This window comes from Acinetobacter rongchengensis (assembly GCF_003611475.1).
In the GTDB taxonomy this organism is placed as follows: Bacteria; Pseudomonadota; Gammaproteobacteria; order Pseudomonadales; family Moraxellaceae; genus Acinetobacter; species Acinetobacter rongchengensis.
In genome coordinates, this window is sequence record NZ_RAXT01000001.1 from 156,933 (window position 1) to 171,529 (window position 14,597).

The following is a 14,597-nucleotide window of genomic DNA, read 5'->3' on the forward strand; positions in this document are numbered from 1 at the left end:
ACCATGTGAGGCTAAACTCTCAATCAAATCTAAAGATGAACTCTTTACTTTAAATAAGAATAATCGACTTCTTGCTTCAATCGAGTTGCGATAAACATCTATTTACAATGAAAATTCCCTTTCCTTTAAAAAGGATGAGCATTACTCGGCGCATGAGAAAGTATTTATATAATAAATTACCTCTCATACAAACCTTCTCTGATATTTTCAATGATCTCTAATCATCAATTTCAATGGCAATGTGAAGCCAAGACCACCACTACAGATTCACATTAGACAATGCTTCCAAAGCAATCTCTTTATTCTCTGCATTTCTATAAGCAATAAAACCGTCATTCAATACAGTATCTCTTTGATTATAAGTAAATGGCACTGCATCCAAACTCAATAAACCACCACCAATACTTTCCAACAAACCTTGTCCTGCACTGGTATCCCACTCTGAAGTTGGGTGGAAACGTGGATAAATATCGATTTCACCTTCCAGCATCATACAAAACTTATAAGCACTGCCTGCCTCACGACGAATTACAGGTGTTTCTTGTTCAATATAATCAATATATTGCTGATATTTTGGATTTTTACTGCTATGACTTAATCCAACTTGAATAGCATCCGTTTCGGTATCCTTATATTTACAATAACGCTCCCAACTTTCACGAATAAATGAGTATTTATAAGGCAACTCCGTTAAATATCCGATATACATCACTTGTTCTGTGGGCACAGCAATGATTGAAAATAAAGTCTGATGCGCTTGAATTAAACTTAAATTAATCGTGAATTCATCCCGTTCATGAATAAATTCTTTGGTGCCATCCAAAGGATCTAGCATCCAACATATATTCCATGTATGACGATTGGAATGATCACTTTCTTCTGATAAAACTGGGATATCTGGGGTTAATAATGCCAACTGTCTGATTAAATAGTCATTCACTCTTAAATCAGCCTGTGTTACAGGTGAATGATCATCCTTTTCATCAATATTAAATTCGCGTCCTGCACAATAATTTTGGTATTCTTCTAACAAGATTTGACTTGCATGCGCCAAAATTGGAACCAATTTTAAGATTTGTTCATCTTGCGGTGCGGGAACTGTAATAAACATTGATTAAAACCTATTTTATGTCTGATTCTACTCAGCCGATTATCTTCTTCGATATGGACGGCACACTACTCGATTTAGCTTTTGATGATTTGATCTGGAATACCAAACTTCCTGAACGTCATGCAGAAACTCATCAATGCTCATTGGAACAAAGCCATGCGCTTTTGCATGATTTTTATCAACAGCATAAGCATACACTATCTTGGTACTCATCTACCTATTGGACTGAAAAAGTTGGTGTCGATGTATTACAATTACAGCGTGACTTTAAAGATAAAATTGCACCAAGAACTGGCTGCTTTGAGCTATTAAAAACATTACAACAACAAGGCTATCGCTGTTGGTTACTCACCAATGCGGATTGCGCGGGATTAAAACTTAAACTTGAAAATGTTGATTTAAGCCCTTATTTTGAAGTGATGATCAGTAGTGAAGAGATCGGCTACTCCAAAGAGTTTGTTGAGTTTTGGCAAATTCTACAAAGCAAACACTTCTTTGATCCAAACAATGCGTGTTTAATCGATGACACTGCACCTGTTTTAAAAGGTGCGGAAAAATTTGGAATACAGCATTTGATTACGATCACTCAGCCTTCAAGCCTTCGTGCACCCCGTCATGCATTAGAACTTGAATTTACTGCGATCAATGATTTAACCACGCTTTTACCTATACTTGAACAAATTCAAAATAAGGATGTCGATGTCAAAACAGCCTAATCACTCACCTGTAGAATCTATGCGTGTAGACAAATGGCTTTGGGCTGCACGTTTTTTTAAAACCCGTTCAATTGCTAAAGGTGCTATTGAGGGGGGTAAAGTGCATCACAACAATGAACGAGTCAAAGTTTCCAAAGAAATTCGAGTTGGTATGGAACTCACCATACAGCAAGGTTTTGACCGAAAGACTGTGGTGATTAAGGCTCTTTCTGCTGTTCGTGGTGGCGCTCCAATTGCACAACAACTTTATGAAGAAACCGAAGTCAGTATTGCACGTCGAGAGTTGATTTCATCCCAAAGAAAATTGCATAATCTTGCCCGACCTGATCATCGACCAAGTAAAAAAGATCGACGTGAAATTCATAAATTTAAACAAGAAAATGATCAACAATTTGACCAAAACTGGTCTTATGATGATGACTGAAATTCGTTTTGGTCTATCGCGACATTTCATGTCGCACAAATAAATTTAAACATAGAACAGATTTTTAATTTCTGTCACTATTACTGCCGTGGACGAAAGATCAAATTTAATCACATCCACTTAAGATATTAGTGATATTACATCGTTTGAGGTTTACGAGATGGATGATAACAAAAGCAAAGCGCTCAACGCGGCTCTCAGCCAAATTGAGAAGCAGTTTGGTAAAAATACAGTTATGCGCCTTGGCGACAATACTGTTCAAGCGGTAGAAGCTGTATCTACAGGTTCTTTAACGCTTGATATTGCACTCGGCATCGGGGGTTTACCGAAAGGTCGTATCGTTGAGATTTACGGCCCTGAATCGTCAGGTAAAACAACCATGACACTTCAAGCGATTGCACAGTGCCAAAAAGCTGGTGGAACATGTGCTTTTATCGATGCTGAACATGCTTTAGATCCACAATATGCACGTAAACTTGGGGTTGATATTGACAACCTATTGGTTTCACAACCAGACCATGGTGAACAAGCGCTTGAAATTGCAGACATGTTGGTTCGTTCAGGTGCAATTGATATGATCGTTGTCGATTCTGTCGCTGCATTGACCCCTAAAGCTGAAATTGAAGGCGAAATGGGTGATTCCCATATGGGCTTACAAGCACGTTTGATGAGCCAAGCATTGCGTAAAATTACAGGTAATGCCAAACGTTCAAACTGTATGGTGATCTTCATTAACCAAATCCGTATGAAAATTGGTGTCATGTTTGGTAGCCCTGAAACCACAACAGGTGGTAATGCACTGAAATTCTATGCCTCTGTACGTTTGGATATTCGTCGTATTGGCCAAGTGAAAGAAGGCGATGAAATTGTCGGTTCTGAAACTCGTGTTAAAGTTGTTAAAAACAAAATGGCGCCTCCATTTAAAGAAGCCGTATTCCAAATTATGTATGGTAAAGGTGTAAACCACTTAGGTGAATTGGTTGACCTTGCTGTAGCACAAGAATTGGTTCAAAAAGCAGGTGCTTGGTACTCTTATCAAGGCGATAAAATTGGTCAAGGTAAGAACAATGTGATTCGTCACTTAGAAGAAAATCCTCAAATCGCTCAAGAACTTGATCGTTTGATTCGTGAAAAGCTTTTAACTACAGCGATTGCTGCACCAACTGATGAAAAAGATGAAGAAGAGCCTGATTTCCTAGAGGTTTAATTCTTTATTTGATCCTATTAAACGCCTTTCGGGGCGTTTAATTTTTATTATAGGGTTGCTAAATATTATTGAATCGTATTTCGCACATAAACATACAAAGCCATATCCATTTCCCTAAATAATTTTTCTAAATCTAATTCAACTCCACCTCCCAAAATATCGATCATATCTTGATGATAATCTGTTCTATCACCGAAAGGTCTTTTACCATCTGTATATGGCATTGGCAATGGATAGCCTTGAAAATAAAATTGTACGATACCATCATTGATGACCATATCACGCCAAATAAGGTGATGAATGAGCTTAATATGCTGTTCAGTCAATTGAAACAAAAATGACTCTTTTTGATTATTTTCACAAAGATATTCTCCAGCATGGCAATTAGATCTAGACAACCATAACGGAAAGGCACATAAAGCCTCACTCATAATTTTTCTTAATTCATTTGAATTTCTTGATAACTTTAATGCATGAGCAACTGAATCAAAATTTGGGAAATACGCCGCTATCGCCCCACTCTCGATATTCAACCAAGTAAACTTTAAATTCTGGATAACCATTAAATGCTGTTCATTTAATGCTATATCACCTTGATGATAAGCATCTTGCACATCATAACCAGTAAAAATATTTTTCAGTATATTCATTATTTTAGCCATATCTCTACCGCTCCCAATCTATACGCTTATCTAAAAATGCATAATTTGAATTTAACTTAGGCTCAAACTGCAATTTCGCAAAATAATCAACTTTTTCTGAGTCTTCTATATCAAAGCGTTTTAGCCATGCTTCAGCTCGATAGCCTTTAATCAATGGAATTTCATCCGTTGAATAATTACCACGATGTAAACTTCCTATCTTTTCAACACGTAGAGGTTTTAAAATCCGATTGAGTAAGACATAGGGTGCAGGCAAAGGATCTTCTTCAACAGAACCACCCAAAGGTAAAGTACCTGCTTGTATCACCACGCCAGTACCATAGTCATAACCAATAAACCAGCTCATGGGTAATTCACTATTTAAAGCCTCTTCTTCTTTTATTCGATTAAACCACTCGTAATTAATTGCAGTAAGCCAATTGACTGTTTTTATTCCTTTAATCAAGTTATCTGATTCAAGATAAGGATTACCAACATCCATCGCCCACCATTTTCGGGACAAAAAAGCTTCCGTCGGTTCATTTTGATCATCTCGAATCTGAGAAATAATACATGCATAACCCGCATAACCATGATTAGCTTTTAAGCGTTGAGCAAAGTTAATAAATAAATCTATAAATAATTTTGTGTTTTCTTCAGCCCACTCAATCGGCATAGAAAAAGTTAAAGTGCTCTGATATGTCCCATTGATTATTTGCCATTTGCTAGCTCCTCCTATACTAAACTCCCACGCTCCTGTTGCAAACTTTTCTTTACCACTGGTATATAAAAAACCTAGAGACTTCATAGGACTATAACATTTAAAAATACTACGTATAGGCTTTACATTCTTATACTGTGTGCTATCAGAACCAGCACCTTTCGGTGGTTCATCTAACCACAACCATGTCAAATGTTCTTCAGCAACAGCTCGATAATCATCAAAACATTGTGCAATCGCTTCTCGCATTTCATCACTATAGCCTTCTTTAAAGTAAAGCACTGCACGAATCGCAGGAATGGCACCGACATAATCTTCTGGGCCTTCTTTAGTAAAAATCCCCCCACCGATAGCACCTAATGCTTGTTGCTCAGCCCATAATTTATATTCTTCTTCACTTTTAAAATGCATTCAATTCTCCTTCTACCACGCAGGGCTAGGTGATGGTTTTGGGGATGGAAATTTAGGAAACTTGGGTATTTTTCCTTTTCTTAGTTGGAAAGCGGCAGCAACAATAGCAGCAGCCCAAGCCACAAACTCTAAAACTGTCGATGTTTTACCATTTTGGTCATCACTATCACAATCACATTCATTGGGATCTAATTTTTTAACTTTATTTTGATCTCCTGCTATTTTGGGATAATCTCTTTTTTGATCCCTATTGAGTTTATCCTTAAATTTAATTTCTATAACATGCTTAATATTATCTTGAGTCGGTGGTTTGGTAGGGTCTTTAACAATAATAACATCGGGGCGACGAACCATGCCTTGCCCGCTTTCAAAAGCATAGCCTTTTTCTTCTTCCCAATACTTTTTTATCCAACCTGGAAGATACGGATGCACTTTAGTTAAGATCCCTTTCTCCATAATTGGCGCAGGTGGGTTTCTATGCATATCATAATTCACCTCCGCCTTATAAGGGCTTTGATAACTTAAAAACTTATCTAATTCTTTTAAACGCTCAGAAACACATGATTGATGCAAATTTTGTTCTGTTTTACCTTTATTAGGAATGCTACTGCAATAGCAAATAGCCTTACAGATCACCTCCTTGTCTTGTGGATCAAGCGCATCATTATCAATTGCCACCACTTTTATGGCAGGCATTTGCACGGGTGAAGTGACTAAAGTTCCTTTTGGCTTTCCTTGATCAGCCATTGTCTAACTCATCCACTAAATATAAGTGAATGTCTTGCTCTGAAGGCGTATAAATCCAATCGGTAAAACCTTCATCATTACTTGCATAAATGGTACTTGTACCATCAGCCATAACGACCCGAACCCTACGGTTAGCTATAGGATGACCTGTATTTTGGTCAATCAATTGAAATCTTCCTGAATGTTGTTCAGGTACAGGAACTGTATCTTCCTCATCATCATTTGGATTGGCAATCAGACTTGAACCAAAAGGTGAGCTAGCCTCTACGATCACCAAAAAGGTACTTGCTAATAAAGTTGCTCCACATGCGGTTTTCATACCAGCCAAAGCAACAGGTAAATCATTGGGTAATGTAAAATTTTCCGCTCCCTCAATAATCGGGAAAACACCTTGGCATCTAGGGCAACTCACCATATACCCCTTAGCCGCCATACCAATCCCATTAATTGACATCGTTGGATGTCCTTGCAGAACAACGCCACCATGATCGGTCTTACAACCTTGAACAATAATTGGTTTCATCATTATTTTCCTAATTTGTGTATTTTTATATAAAATGTAAAAGAACTTATATTTCTAAACTGTAGCGGAACAAATTATGACCACATTAATGATCAAAACAAGATATTATTAAACATATCTAACAAAACTATACAAACCTCTTAACCCAATTAAACAGAAACCCAAAGATGTCCAACTCAAATTTCCCTAAAATGCTCGATTATGAAAAATTAAAACAGCAATTTGGTGAACAAAAACCCAATCAAACAGATCAACAAAATCATATAGCGTATCAACAAGCTGACGACACGACTTCTCTAGATTCACCCTCAGATGATGAAACCCACGACACCCCAAAACCACAAGGTTTAACAGGCACTCGCCTACGCTCTTATGCTTTTGCAGTATTAACACGCAGGGAATATTCAAAAGCGGATTTAATTGAAAAGTTAATCACCTATGCGCAAGATCGGGATGAAGTTATTGGTCTAGTAGAAGAATTAGCGCAAAATAATTATCAAAGTGATCAACGTGTTGCTGAAATGACTGTACGTAGTCAAATGCGTAAAGGTAAAGGCCCAAACCGTATTAAGCTCGCCTTGAGAAGCAAACAACTGGATAAAGCGTTAGTACAAGAGGATTTGGCTGAAATTGATTGGTATGCACAAGCTTATCAACTCAAAGTTAAAAAATATGGGACTGAGGTCGCTAAAGACCCAAAAATTAAAGCCAAACAAATTCGTTTTTTGCAATATCGTGGTTTTGAAATGGATGCGATTCTGAAAGCTATTTCCAAAAAAGAAATTGACTAAAAACAATATAATACAGATAAAAATATAGACTGATCATAGATGAAAAATAAGAATAAACAACAAAATTAAAGATATAAATAAGGGTGAGAATATTTAAATTAAGACAATTGATTAAAAAGATATTTAAAAACTGCAGAATAACAATTTATTATTATGATTTAGAAACTGGTGGCAACCCTACTAGCAAAACCTCGGCACATCGTATTTCTGATACCGTTGCTACCTTCCGGTCCTGGCGGGGTTTTCAGAGTACAATTGCGAAGCCACCAGCAGGGCTACCATTGCAAGATCAGAGTATAGAGATTTTTTATATTCTTTCAAGCCAAACATTGTCATTTTCTCAAGTTATTCATTCATTTGCTTATTTCATCATCAATATATCTAAAAAGTTGACACAATCTCAGCTTGAAGCACCCTTTTTCTGGGTATGGGAATAAAAGTAGCTGGTTGTTCTATACAAAAATCATTCACATTCTGATTAGAAATAGCTGAAGTTTGTAAATGCACCTTGCATTTCCCTTTTCAGCCGTTTTAAATGAGGGCAAATATTTATTTTCATACATGCTTTAAAAAGGGTCTGTATGTAAAACTTAACTTTGATGGATCTAAAATTATGCTAAAGAAGCATGCCCTGTTTTCTATTGCCTTACTCAGTTCAGCATCTTTATATGCAATTCCTATTGAATCTCGTGGTTTAAGTGATTCTGTATCGACACCCAATGCGATATCAAACTCTACTTCGCCAATCGCTGGCAATATGAGTTGGGATTTAATTCAAAAGAATCAACAATTAGAAAATCAAATTCGTGAATTACGCGGCAAAATTGAAGAACAAGAAAATACCATTGAACAATTAAGTAAAGAACTGACGAACCGTTATACAGATTTGGATCAACGCTTAGAATTATTAAGTCAAAAACTTGATCCTGAGAATACGGAGCAAACTGCACCTGTTGAAAATGCGCCTGCAAATAGTACCAATACACCTACGAATAGCACACCGACAGATCCTGCTCCTACCAACAACAGTGTTGCTTCCCCACAAACCGTAGCACCTACAACAGCAGCACCTCAACCAACTACAGAAAATACGCCCCAGCCCACCACAACCAATACCGTGAATAATAACAGTAGTGACCCTATTGCTTTAGAAAAAGCCGCATATACAATTGCGCTAGATGCATATAAAAAAGGTGGTGCAAAGCAAGCGATTGCACCTATGCAAAACTTTATTAAAAATAATCCGAATAGCATCTACACAGGTAATGCTTATTTTTGGTTAGCCGAATTCAATTTGGCGATTGACCCGCCAAATTACAATGAAGCCAAGAAAAACTATGAAATTGTTGCTGCAAAATTCCCAAACTCATCTAAAGCACCGCGAGCGCTTTACCAACTTTATAGCATTGCCAAAGATGTAAATAAAAATACACAAACAGCAAATGTCTATAAAAATAAGCTTTTAAAAGCCTATCCAAATTCTGAGGAAGCAAGCTACTTTAAAAAAGCTTAATGATTGGCTTGAAGATAAAGCAAAAAACAACAAGGCAACTTCGTTTAAATACGCAGAATTTGACATCAAAGTAGATTGGTTTAGCACTGATTTACTTTGATGTTTTATAGGGTAAATCTGTTACAGTTCTATTTCTTATCATTCTAAAAATCTATATTTCATTATTCAAATTGCTTGAATAACAATTGTGTAAATATCAATCTCGCCAAAACGCTAAAAACTGAACACGAAATCAACAATTGGTGGCATGCATATACTGTTTATATTTACTGTGACTTAACTTTTGCCAATCCATCTCCTGTTTGCTCAAAATGGTCAATGCTAATCAAACACATCAATCATGAACTAAATGGTCAATGCTGTATGTTTTTAGATATTTTATAAGACTGGTTGTGAAAGGATGTATTGCATGAATATTGCTTTAACAACTTTTTAAAAAGTTAAAATGATAAAATTAGAAACTGTTCTTATAGTGCTCATTGGAGACATCCCTTCATCAATAGCAATACAGCATAACACCTCATTTCGATTTGCGCTTCGTCATCCTCTAAAACACCATGCAAAGAAAATTATGGCATTGCTCAAATTTAATTTTAACCTATCACCATGAGTAAAAAATCAACAACCCAAATCCTAACATGCTGTTTTAATAAGTAAAAAATATGAATTTTAATTGCTTAATTTAATAAATACTGATGAGAAAAAAATGTAAAACCAAAATTTATAGCAATCGCTATCTTATATAAGACAATAACAAACATGCAAAAAAATTAGGCAACTGCAACTCGAGTAACTTGAGAATGTGTAGTCAAACCACACAATCTCCTTATCATAAAATGTTCAAAATCGGATAAAGATCTAACATTCATCATTGCACATCTGATTGAATACAATGTTGTATACAGTCGTTTTAAGTAAAGCTGTTACACAAATCAAATGAATAGTTTGGTCATTCGGTTTAAAATGTAAGAATTACGAAACATCTATAAAATTTGTCATATTTTAACATTGCCAATTGTCGGCAAAATTAACATTATATAGCCCATATGAGGCACAACCTTTCTGCGACAATTCAAAGAAAATATAAAGTATTTGTAGAAAAACATGCCATAATGTGCAAACTTTGCAGATATCTTGCAATTTTTTTTGCAACTTTTAAATTGGAGCAGGCTTAATGAGTTCGACCATTTTGGTCATCCACGGACCAAACTTAAATTTGCTAGGACAGCGCGAACCTGAGGTTTATGGTCACCTCACATTGGATGACATTAACCAGCAACTCATGCAACAAGCTCAGCAAGCAAATATTTCTTTAGACACCTTTCAAAGTAATTGGGAAGGTGCAATCGTAGATCGCATTCACCAAGCTCAGCAACAAGGTGTGAAATTTATAATTATAAACCCAGCCGCATTGACACATACATCTGTAGCCGTACGTGATGCGTTATTGGGTGTAGCCATCCCCTTTGTTGAAGTACATCTTTCAAATGTACATGCACGTGAAGCATTCAGACATCATTCTTATTTATCCGACAAAGCCGTAGGCGTAATTTGTGGCTTAGGTGCAAAAGGCTATGCTTTTGCGCTCAATTACGTGATCGACAAAATTCAATCTTCAACTTAAATCATAATTTAGGAATACGAACCCATGGATATTCGCAAAATCAAAAAGCTCATCGATTTGATGATTGAATCTGACCTTCAAGCGATTGAAGTGAAAGAGGGAGATCAATCGATCGCTTTAACACGCCGTAATCCTGTGGTTGCTGCTGGCGTAGCACCTATTGCAGCACCAATCGCTGAGGCACCTAAAAAAGCTGCGCCTCGTGGTGCAGTAGAAACCTCTCCAATGGTTGGCGTATTTTATTCAGCACCAAGTCCTGGTGAAGCACCTTTTGTCAATGTTGGACAAACTGTTTCTGCTGGCGAAACACTGGGTATCATCGAAGCAATGAAAATTATGAACCCAATCGAAGCAACTCAAAGCGGTGTTGTTGAAGAAATTTTAGTTAAAAATGGCGATGTAATCCAATTCGGTCAACCTTTATTCCGCTACCGCGCGTAATACCTCGGGGGGTTGATATGTTGCAAAAAGTTTTAATTGCAAACCGTGGTGAAATTGCTTTACGCATTACCCGTGCTTGCAAAACTTTGGGAATCAAAACAGTAGGTATCTATTCTGATGCTGATAAAGATTTGATGCACCTTCGTTTTTGTGATGAAGCGGTTTGTATTGGTCCGGGTGCGAGTAGTGAAAGCTATTTAAATATCCCTGCTCTCATTACCGCTGCTGAAATCACAGGTGCAGATGCTATTCATCCTGGTTATGGTTTCCTTTCTGAAAATGCTGAATTTGCTGAAATTGTAGAAAGCTCTGGTTTTATTTTCATTGGCCCACGCCCAGAACATATTCGCTTAATGGGGAATAAAGTTTCTGCAATTATGGCCATGCGTAAAGCTGGTGTACCAACGGTTCCTGGTTCAGCACATGCGGTAACGACAAATAATGCATTGGCTGAAGCCAAAGAAATTGGCTTTCCATTGATCGTAAAAGCTGCTTCAGGTGGTGGTGGTCGTGGGATGCGTATTGTTGAACGTGTAGATACCTTACTGGAATCTGTTCAAGCTGCTCAACGTGATGCTGAAATGTGGTTTGGCGATGACACGGTTTATATGGAACGTTTCCTGCAAAAACCGCGTCATGTTGAAGTACAAGTATTAGCTGATGGTAATGGGCATGCTGTACATTTATATGACCGTGATTGTTCATTACAACGTCGTCATCAAAAAGTTTTAGAAGAAGCACCTGCACCTGGGTTGCCAGAAGAGGCTCGTGCTCAAATTCTAGATGCTTGTGTTCACGCATGTAAATTAATGCAATATCGTGGTGCGGGTACTTTTGAATTCTTATTTGAAGATGGTGAATTCTTCTTTATTGAAATGAATACCCGTGTTCAAGTTGAACACCCTGTTACTGAACAAGTGACTGGTATCGACATTATTGAACAACAATTGCGAATTGCAGCTGGCTTGGGCTTAAATCTTCAGCAAGAAGAAATTGAAGTAAAAGGCCATGCGATTGAATGTCGTATCAATGCGGAAGATCCAACAACATTCTTACCTTCACCGGGTAAAATTGAAAGTTTCTATGCACCAGGTGGTGCAGGTATTCGCCTAGATTCTCATATTTATGAGGGATATAGCATTCCTCCATATTATGACTCTATGATTGCAAAGTTAATTTCGCATGGTAAAGATCGTGAGACAGCAATTGCTCGCATGAAACAAGCTTTAGATGAAATGATTTTGACTGGAATTAAAACCAATATTCCATTACACAAAGATTTGATTCTAGAAGACAAAAAGTTCTGTGAACGAGCGATGGATATTCACTACCTTGAAAAACATTTGTTAAAACAAGTTCAAGGTCATGAGAATGATGCTTAATTAGCTCATCGTTTAAGCATAAAAAACCTCTGTAAATCAGAGGTTTTTTTATGCTTTAGAATGTCTTGATTAAGGCAATACACGGCGTAATATTGCAAAACATTGATCACCTTTTTCAGAAGCGCAGAATGTTATGGTATTTGGATTATTCCATTTCACAAAATATTGAGAAACTTCACCTGATTGATCTTCTTTACGACCTGAACAATCAGTTTCATTATTTTCATATTTAATTTGCATAATTAATGCAGGTGGTTTTTCTAAAGTATTATCAGGAGATGGTTGATAATCATATAGACCAATTGACCACTCTTTGCCACTGTTTACGACGACTTCATTTGAACCTCGAAAGTTATAATATTCAGTACATTTTTTATTGTTTGGAATTTCCATACCCCATAAACCCAAAATTTCTGGTCGGGTGTTTATACGAATTAAATTCGCTGAACTTGTACTATTTTTGGTTTGTGGTTGAACTTTTTCATCTGCAAAAGAATGTACTGAAAGACTAAGCAGTAAAGGAATAATCAGTGCTGTTTTTTTCATACCTAATCTGTGTAAAGATTTCATCAAAACTAAATTAGCATATATTTAAAATAAAGCATGCAAAAATAACCATATAAGAACAATCTTTATAGCTTCTAAAGCTTGATATTAATTTTGTAAGTATTTCTTAAAATGACACCTACGACTATTGATTTATAGATCAAAAAATATATTCTTGTTGTAATAAACTTAGAGTAACTGAGTAATTGTATATAATATACTAATGGTTTAACCGCTCCAGTCAAATAGGTTAGCAAATTGCTAAAAATAAGATTCTCAAATCAAGCACTTAAACAGAATATCTCTGCATTTTTTATTGTTGCAGTGGTTATTTTCGTCTGTGCTTTAATGGGAATACTGGGTCGTCCGTTATTTTTCCTTGCTATTTTTTGGCCAGCCAATGCCGTGTTATTGGGCATGTTTCTTCGCTTCCATAAATTGAAAAATTTTGGTAGTTGGTTCGGTGCTTTTAGTGGATTTATGATTGCCGATCTGATTACAGGTAATTATTTCTTACTGACCTTATTTTTGACAATTGCAAATTTATTGCATGTTATTGTTACCCTATTATTGATCCGTCTGTTTAAACTCAATTATAAACAATATAATAAAGGCTTAACTTTCCTTTATTTATTTGCAATCAGTGCTTTTGGTGGATGTTTAGCCGCGCCAGTTTTTGCCAGCCTTACTGTGCCTTATTTACCCAATACTTTTATGTCGATGGATCGCATTTGGATTGATTTTGGTATGTGGTGGACGGGTGAAATTTTAAATGTTATCGCCTTTTTACCAATTATTTTGGCAATTCCAGAAAGGAAAGTTTTTAAAAAATATCTTGAAGAATATAAACAAAAACCACTCCAATCTAAAACACTGCTGCCTTTAGTCGCTGTCATTGTTTCTGTTATTTTGACTCATTTTTTTATTGGGCCAGGCGCAATTATGTTTCCAATTGCAGCATTGGTTTGGGCTTCACTGAGTTATAACTTATTTTTTGTTTCGATTATTAACTGTATTGTCTGCATGTTGCTGTATAACAGTTTAACAAGTTACTATATTGCGCAATCCCCAGATGCTTATTTAGCAACAACCATTTCCGTACGAATTGGACTATTGATGTTGGCACTCGGGCCACTCACGCTAACAATCATCAGTTTGAATCGTCAAAAGCTATATCATCAAATTTTATATCTTGCCAATCATGATGGCTTGACCACGGCGATGAATCGTCGCTTCTTTTATGAAGAAAGTGAGCGTGCTGTAACCAAGGAAATTGAAAAATATCAATCTCATAGCGTTACAATTTTAGTATTAGATCTAGACCATTTTAAAAAAATTAACGATCAATATGGTCATGTTGTTGGTGATTTTGTTTTACAAGAATTTACGCGACAAGTTAAAGCACAACTGCGTTCAAACGATTTATTTGGTCGTTTAGGCGGGGAAGAGTTTGCGATATTATTGAAAGACTTAAGCTTAGAACAAAGTGTCAATATTGCACAACGAATTTGCAATAGAGTTTTTAACACGCCAATCCGTTTAGATGATCAACGTGAATTAAATATTAGCGTTAGTATTGGATTAAGTTATCAAACTTTGCCCTATTGTGTTCCTTTCCAGCAACTGATAAAACGGGCTGATGAAGCACTTTATCAAGCCAAAGAAAAAGGACGCAATCGACTTTGTTTGGAAAGCAACTTAAACCTTGAACATACTTTAGAGGTACACCCTAATTTGCAAATGTAATTAGGGACTTCTGACATTTCATCCATAGTTTGTAGTTTAGGCTAAAATTGAGC

Annotated in this window: 15 protein-coding genes and 1 other RNA gene; 9 read left to right on the forward strand and 7 right to left on the reverse strand. The window is 36.5% G+C overall.

Translation table 11 applies throughout. From position 1 onward, the window contains the following. Nucleotides 1-259: 259 nt before the first annotated feature. Entirely contained in the window at nucleotides 260-1,111 is an 852-nt protein-coding gene (locus D7V20_RS00795; RefSeq protein ID WP_120382454.1) for a 3'(2'),5'-bisphosphate nucleotidase CysQ family protein, read from the reverse strand. 17 nt (nucleotides 1,112-1,128) lie between these two features. Between D7V20_RS00795 and D7V20_RS00800 the strand changes: the two genes are divergently transcribed. The 3 genes from D7V20_RS00800 (at nucleotide 1,129) to recA (ending at nucleotide 3,458) form a co-directional block, all read left to right on the forward strand. Next, on the forward strand, nucleotides 1,129-1,827 hold the full coding sequence (locus D7V20_RS00800) for an HAD hydrolase-like protein (protein WP_120382455.1): 699 nt from the start codon (nucleotides 1,129-1,131) through the stop codon (nucleotides 1,825-1,827). After that, a complete protein-coding gene (locus D7V20_RS00805) occupies nucleotides 1,811-2,251 on the forward strand; it encodes an RNA-binding S4 domain-containing protein (protein WP_120382456.1) in 441 nt (146 codons plus the stop codon). Before D7V20_RS00800 ends, D7V20_RS00805 begins: the two co-directional genes overlap by 17 nt. A 160-nt stretch (nucleotides 2,252-2,411) precedes the next feature. After that, nucleotides 2,412-3,458 carry a recombinase RecA gene (gene recA / locus D7V20_RS00810; protein WP_120382457.1) on the forward strand — a complete coding sequence of 349 codons (1,047 nt, stop codon included), beginning with the start codon at nucleotides 2,412-2,414 and terminating at the stop codon, nucleotides 3,456-3,458. A 65-nt stretch (nucleotides 3,459-3,523) separates the two neighbouring features. Here recA and D7V20_RS00815 read toward each other — a convergent pair whose 3' ends face one another. The 4 genes from D7V20_RS00815 to D7V20_RS00830 are packed head-to-tail and all read right to left on the reverse strand — an operon-like array spanning nucleotide 3,524 to nucleotide 6,501. Then, on the reverse strand, nucleotides 3,524-4,120 hold the full coding sequence (locus D7V20_RS00815; protein ID WP_120382458.1) for a hypothetical protein: 597 nt from the start codon (nucleotides 4,118-4,120) through the stop codon (nucleotides 3,524-3,526). A gap of 4 nt (nucleotides 4,121-4,124) precedes the next feature. After that, nucleotides 4,125-5,231: a type VI immunity family protein gene (locus D7V20_RS00820; protein ID WP_120382459.1), complete on the reverse strand. Its 1,107-nt coding sequence runs from the start codon at nucleotides 5,229-5,231 to the stop codon at nucleotides 4,125-4,127. A 12-nt stretch (nucleotides 5,232-5,243) separates the two neighbouring features. Then, a complete protein-coding gene (locus D7V20_RS00825; RefSeq protein ID WP_120382460.1) occupies nucleotides 5,244-5,978 on the reverse strand; it encodes a VRR-NUC domain-containing protein in 735 nt (244 codons plus the stop codon). Further along, the gene (locus D7V20_RS00830) at nucleotides 5,971-6,501 is read right to left on the reverse strand and encodes a PAAR domain-containing protein (protein ID WP_235831579.1); all 531 of its coding nucleotides are present in this window, start codon (nucleotides 6,499-6,501) and stop codon (nucleotides 5,971-5,973) included. Before D7V20_RS00830 ends, D7V20_RS00825 begins: the two co-directional genes overlap by 8 nt. 167 nt (nucleotides 6,502-6,668) lie before the next feature. On the opposite strand from D7V20_RS00830, the gene D7V20_RS00835 reads away from it, so the two are divergent. After that, entirely contained in the window at nucleotides 6,669-7,292 is a 624-nt protein-coding gene (locus tag D7V20_RS00835; protein WP_120382462.1) for a regulatory protein RecX, read from the forward strand. Between the two features lie 175 nt (nucleotides 7,293-7,467). Here the strand turns inward: D7V20_RS00835 and ffs are convergent. Next, nucleotides 7,468-7,564: signal recognition particle sRNA small type (gene ffs / locus D7V20_RS00840), an RNA gene on the reverse strand. A gap of 341 nt (nucleotides 7,565-7,905) precedes the next feature. Here ffs and D7V20_RS00845 point away from each other — a divergent pair. The 4 genes from D7V20_RS00845 to accC all read left to right on the forward strand — a co-directional run bounded on the left by D7V20_RS00845 (nucleotide 7,906) and on the right by accC (nucleotide 12,252). Then, nucleotides 7,906-8,805, forward strand: coding sequence for a YbgF trimerization domain-containing protein (locus D7V20_RS00845; RefSeq protein WP_120382463.1), 900 nt, complete (start codon nucleotides 7,906-7,908; stop codon nucleotides 8,803-8,805). 1,174 nt (nucleotides 8,806-9,979) lie between these two features. Next, the gene (gene aroQ, locus D7V20_RS00850) at nucleotides 9,980-10,429 is read left to right on the forward strand and encodes a type II 3-dehydroquinate dehydratase (protein ID WP_120382464.1); all 450 of its coding nucleotides are present in this window, start codon (nucleotides 9,980-9,982) and stop codon (nucleotides 10,427-10,429) included. Between the two features lie 24 nt (nucleotides 10,430-10,453). Next, nucleotides 10,454-10,870 carry an acetyl-CoA carboxylase biotin carboxyl carrier protein gene (locus D7V20_RS00855; RefSeq protein ID WP_120382465.1) on the forward strand — a complete coding sequence of 139 codons (417 nt, stop codon included), beginning with the start codon at nucleotides 10,454-10,456 and terminating at the stop codon, nucleotides 10,868-10,870. A gap of 17 nt (nucleotides 10,871-10,887) precedes the next feature. Then, entirely contained in the window at nucleotides 10,888-12,252 is a 1,365-nt protein-coding gene (gene accC / locus D7V20_RS00860; protein WP_120382466.1) for an acetyl-CoA carboxylase biotin carboxylase subunit, read from the forward strand. A 69-nt stretch (nucleotides 12,253-12,321) separates the two neighbouring features. On the opposite strand, the gene D7V20_RS00865 is transcribed toward accC, so the two are convergent. Next, nucleotides 12,322-12,798 carry a hypothetical protein gene (locus D7V20_RS00865; RefSeq protein WP_120382467.1) on the reverse strand — a complete coding sequence of 159 codons (477 nt, stop codon included), beginning with the start codon at nucleotides 12,796-12,798 and terminating at the stop codon, nucleotides 12,322-12,324. Nucleotides 12,799-13,056: 258 nt separating this feature from the next. Between D7V20_RS00865 and D7V20_RS00870 the strand changes: the two genes are divergently transcribed. Then, nucleotides 13,057-14,544: a GGDEF domain-containing protein gene (locus D7V20_RS00870; RefSeq protein ID WP_120382468.1), complete on the forward strand. Its 1,488-nt coding sequence runs from the start codon at nucleotides 13,057-13,059 to the stop codon at nucleotides 14,542-14,544. Nucleotides 14,545-14,597: the final 53 nt, after the last annotated feature.

Bases quoted from the DNA above. Each gene is read 5' to 3' on its own strand.
- D7V20_RS00855 (WP_120382465.1), top strand. From the start codon at position 10,454: ATGGATATTCGCAAAATCAAAAAGCTCATCGATTTGATGATTGAATCT.
- D7V20_RS00795 (WP_120382454.1), bottom strand. From the start codon at position 1,111: ATGTTTATTACAGTTCCCGCACCGCAAGATGAACAAATCTTAAAATTG.
- D7V20_RS00820 (WP_120382459.1), bottom strand. From the start codon at position 5,231: ATGCATTTTAAAAGTGAAGAAGAATATAAATTATGGGCTGAGCAACAA.
- recA (WP_120382457.1), top strand. From the start codon at position 2,412: ATGGATGATAACAAAAGCAAAGCGCTCAACGCGGCTCTCAGCCAAATT.
- D7V20_RS00815 (WP_120382458.1), bottom strand. From the start codon at position 4,120: ATGGCTAAAATAATGAATATACTGAAAAATATTTTTACTGGTTATGAT.
- D7V20_RS00805 (WP_120382456.1), top strand. From the start codon at position 1,811: ATGTCAAAACAGCCTAATCACTCACCTGTAGAATCTATGCGTGTAGAC.
- D7V20_RS00825 (WP_120382460.1), bottom strand. From the start codon at position 5,978: ATGGCTGATCAAGGAAAGCCAAAAGGAACTTTAGTCACTTCACCCGTG.
- aroQ (WP_120382464.1), top strand. From the start codon at position 9,980: ATGAGTTCGACCATTTTGGTCATCCACGGACCAAACTTAAATTTGCTA.
- D7V20_RS00830 (WP_235831579.1), bottom strand. From the start codon at position 6,501: ATGAAACCAATTATTGTTCAAGGTTGTAAGACCGATCATGGTGGCGTT.
- accC (WP_120382466.1), top strand. From the start codon at position 10,888: ATGTTGCAAAAAGTTTTAATTGCAAACCGTGGTGAAATTGCTTTACGC.
- D7V20_RS00835 (WP_120382462.1), top strand. From the start codon at position 6,669: ATGTCCAACTCAAATTTCCCTAAAATGCTCGATTATGAAAAATTAAAA.
- D7V20_RS00800 (WP_120382455.1), top strand. From the start codon at position 1,129: ATGTCTGATTCTACTCAGCCGATTATCTTCTTCGATATGGACGGCACA.
- D7V20_RS00845 (WP_120382463.1), top strand. From the start codon at position 7,906: ATGCTAAAGAAGCATGCCCTGTTTTCTATTGCCTTACTCAGTTCAGCA.
- D7V20_RS00865 (WP_120382467.1), bottom strand. From the start codon at position 12,798: ATGAAAAAAACAGCACTGATTATTCCTTTACTGCTTAGTCTTTCAGTA.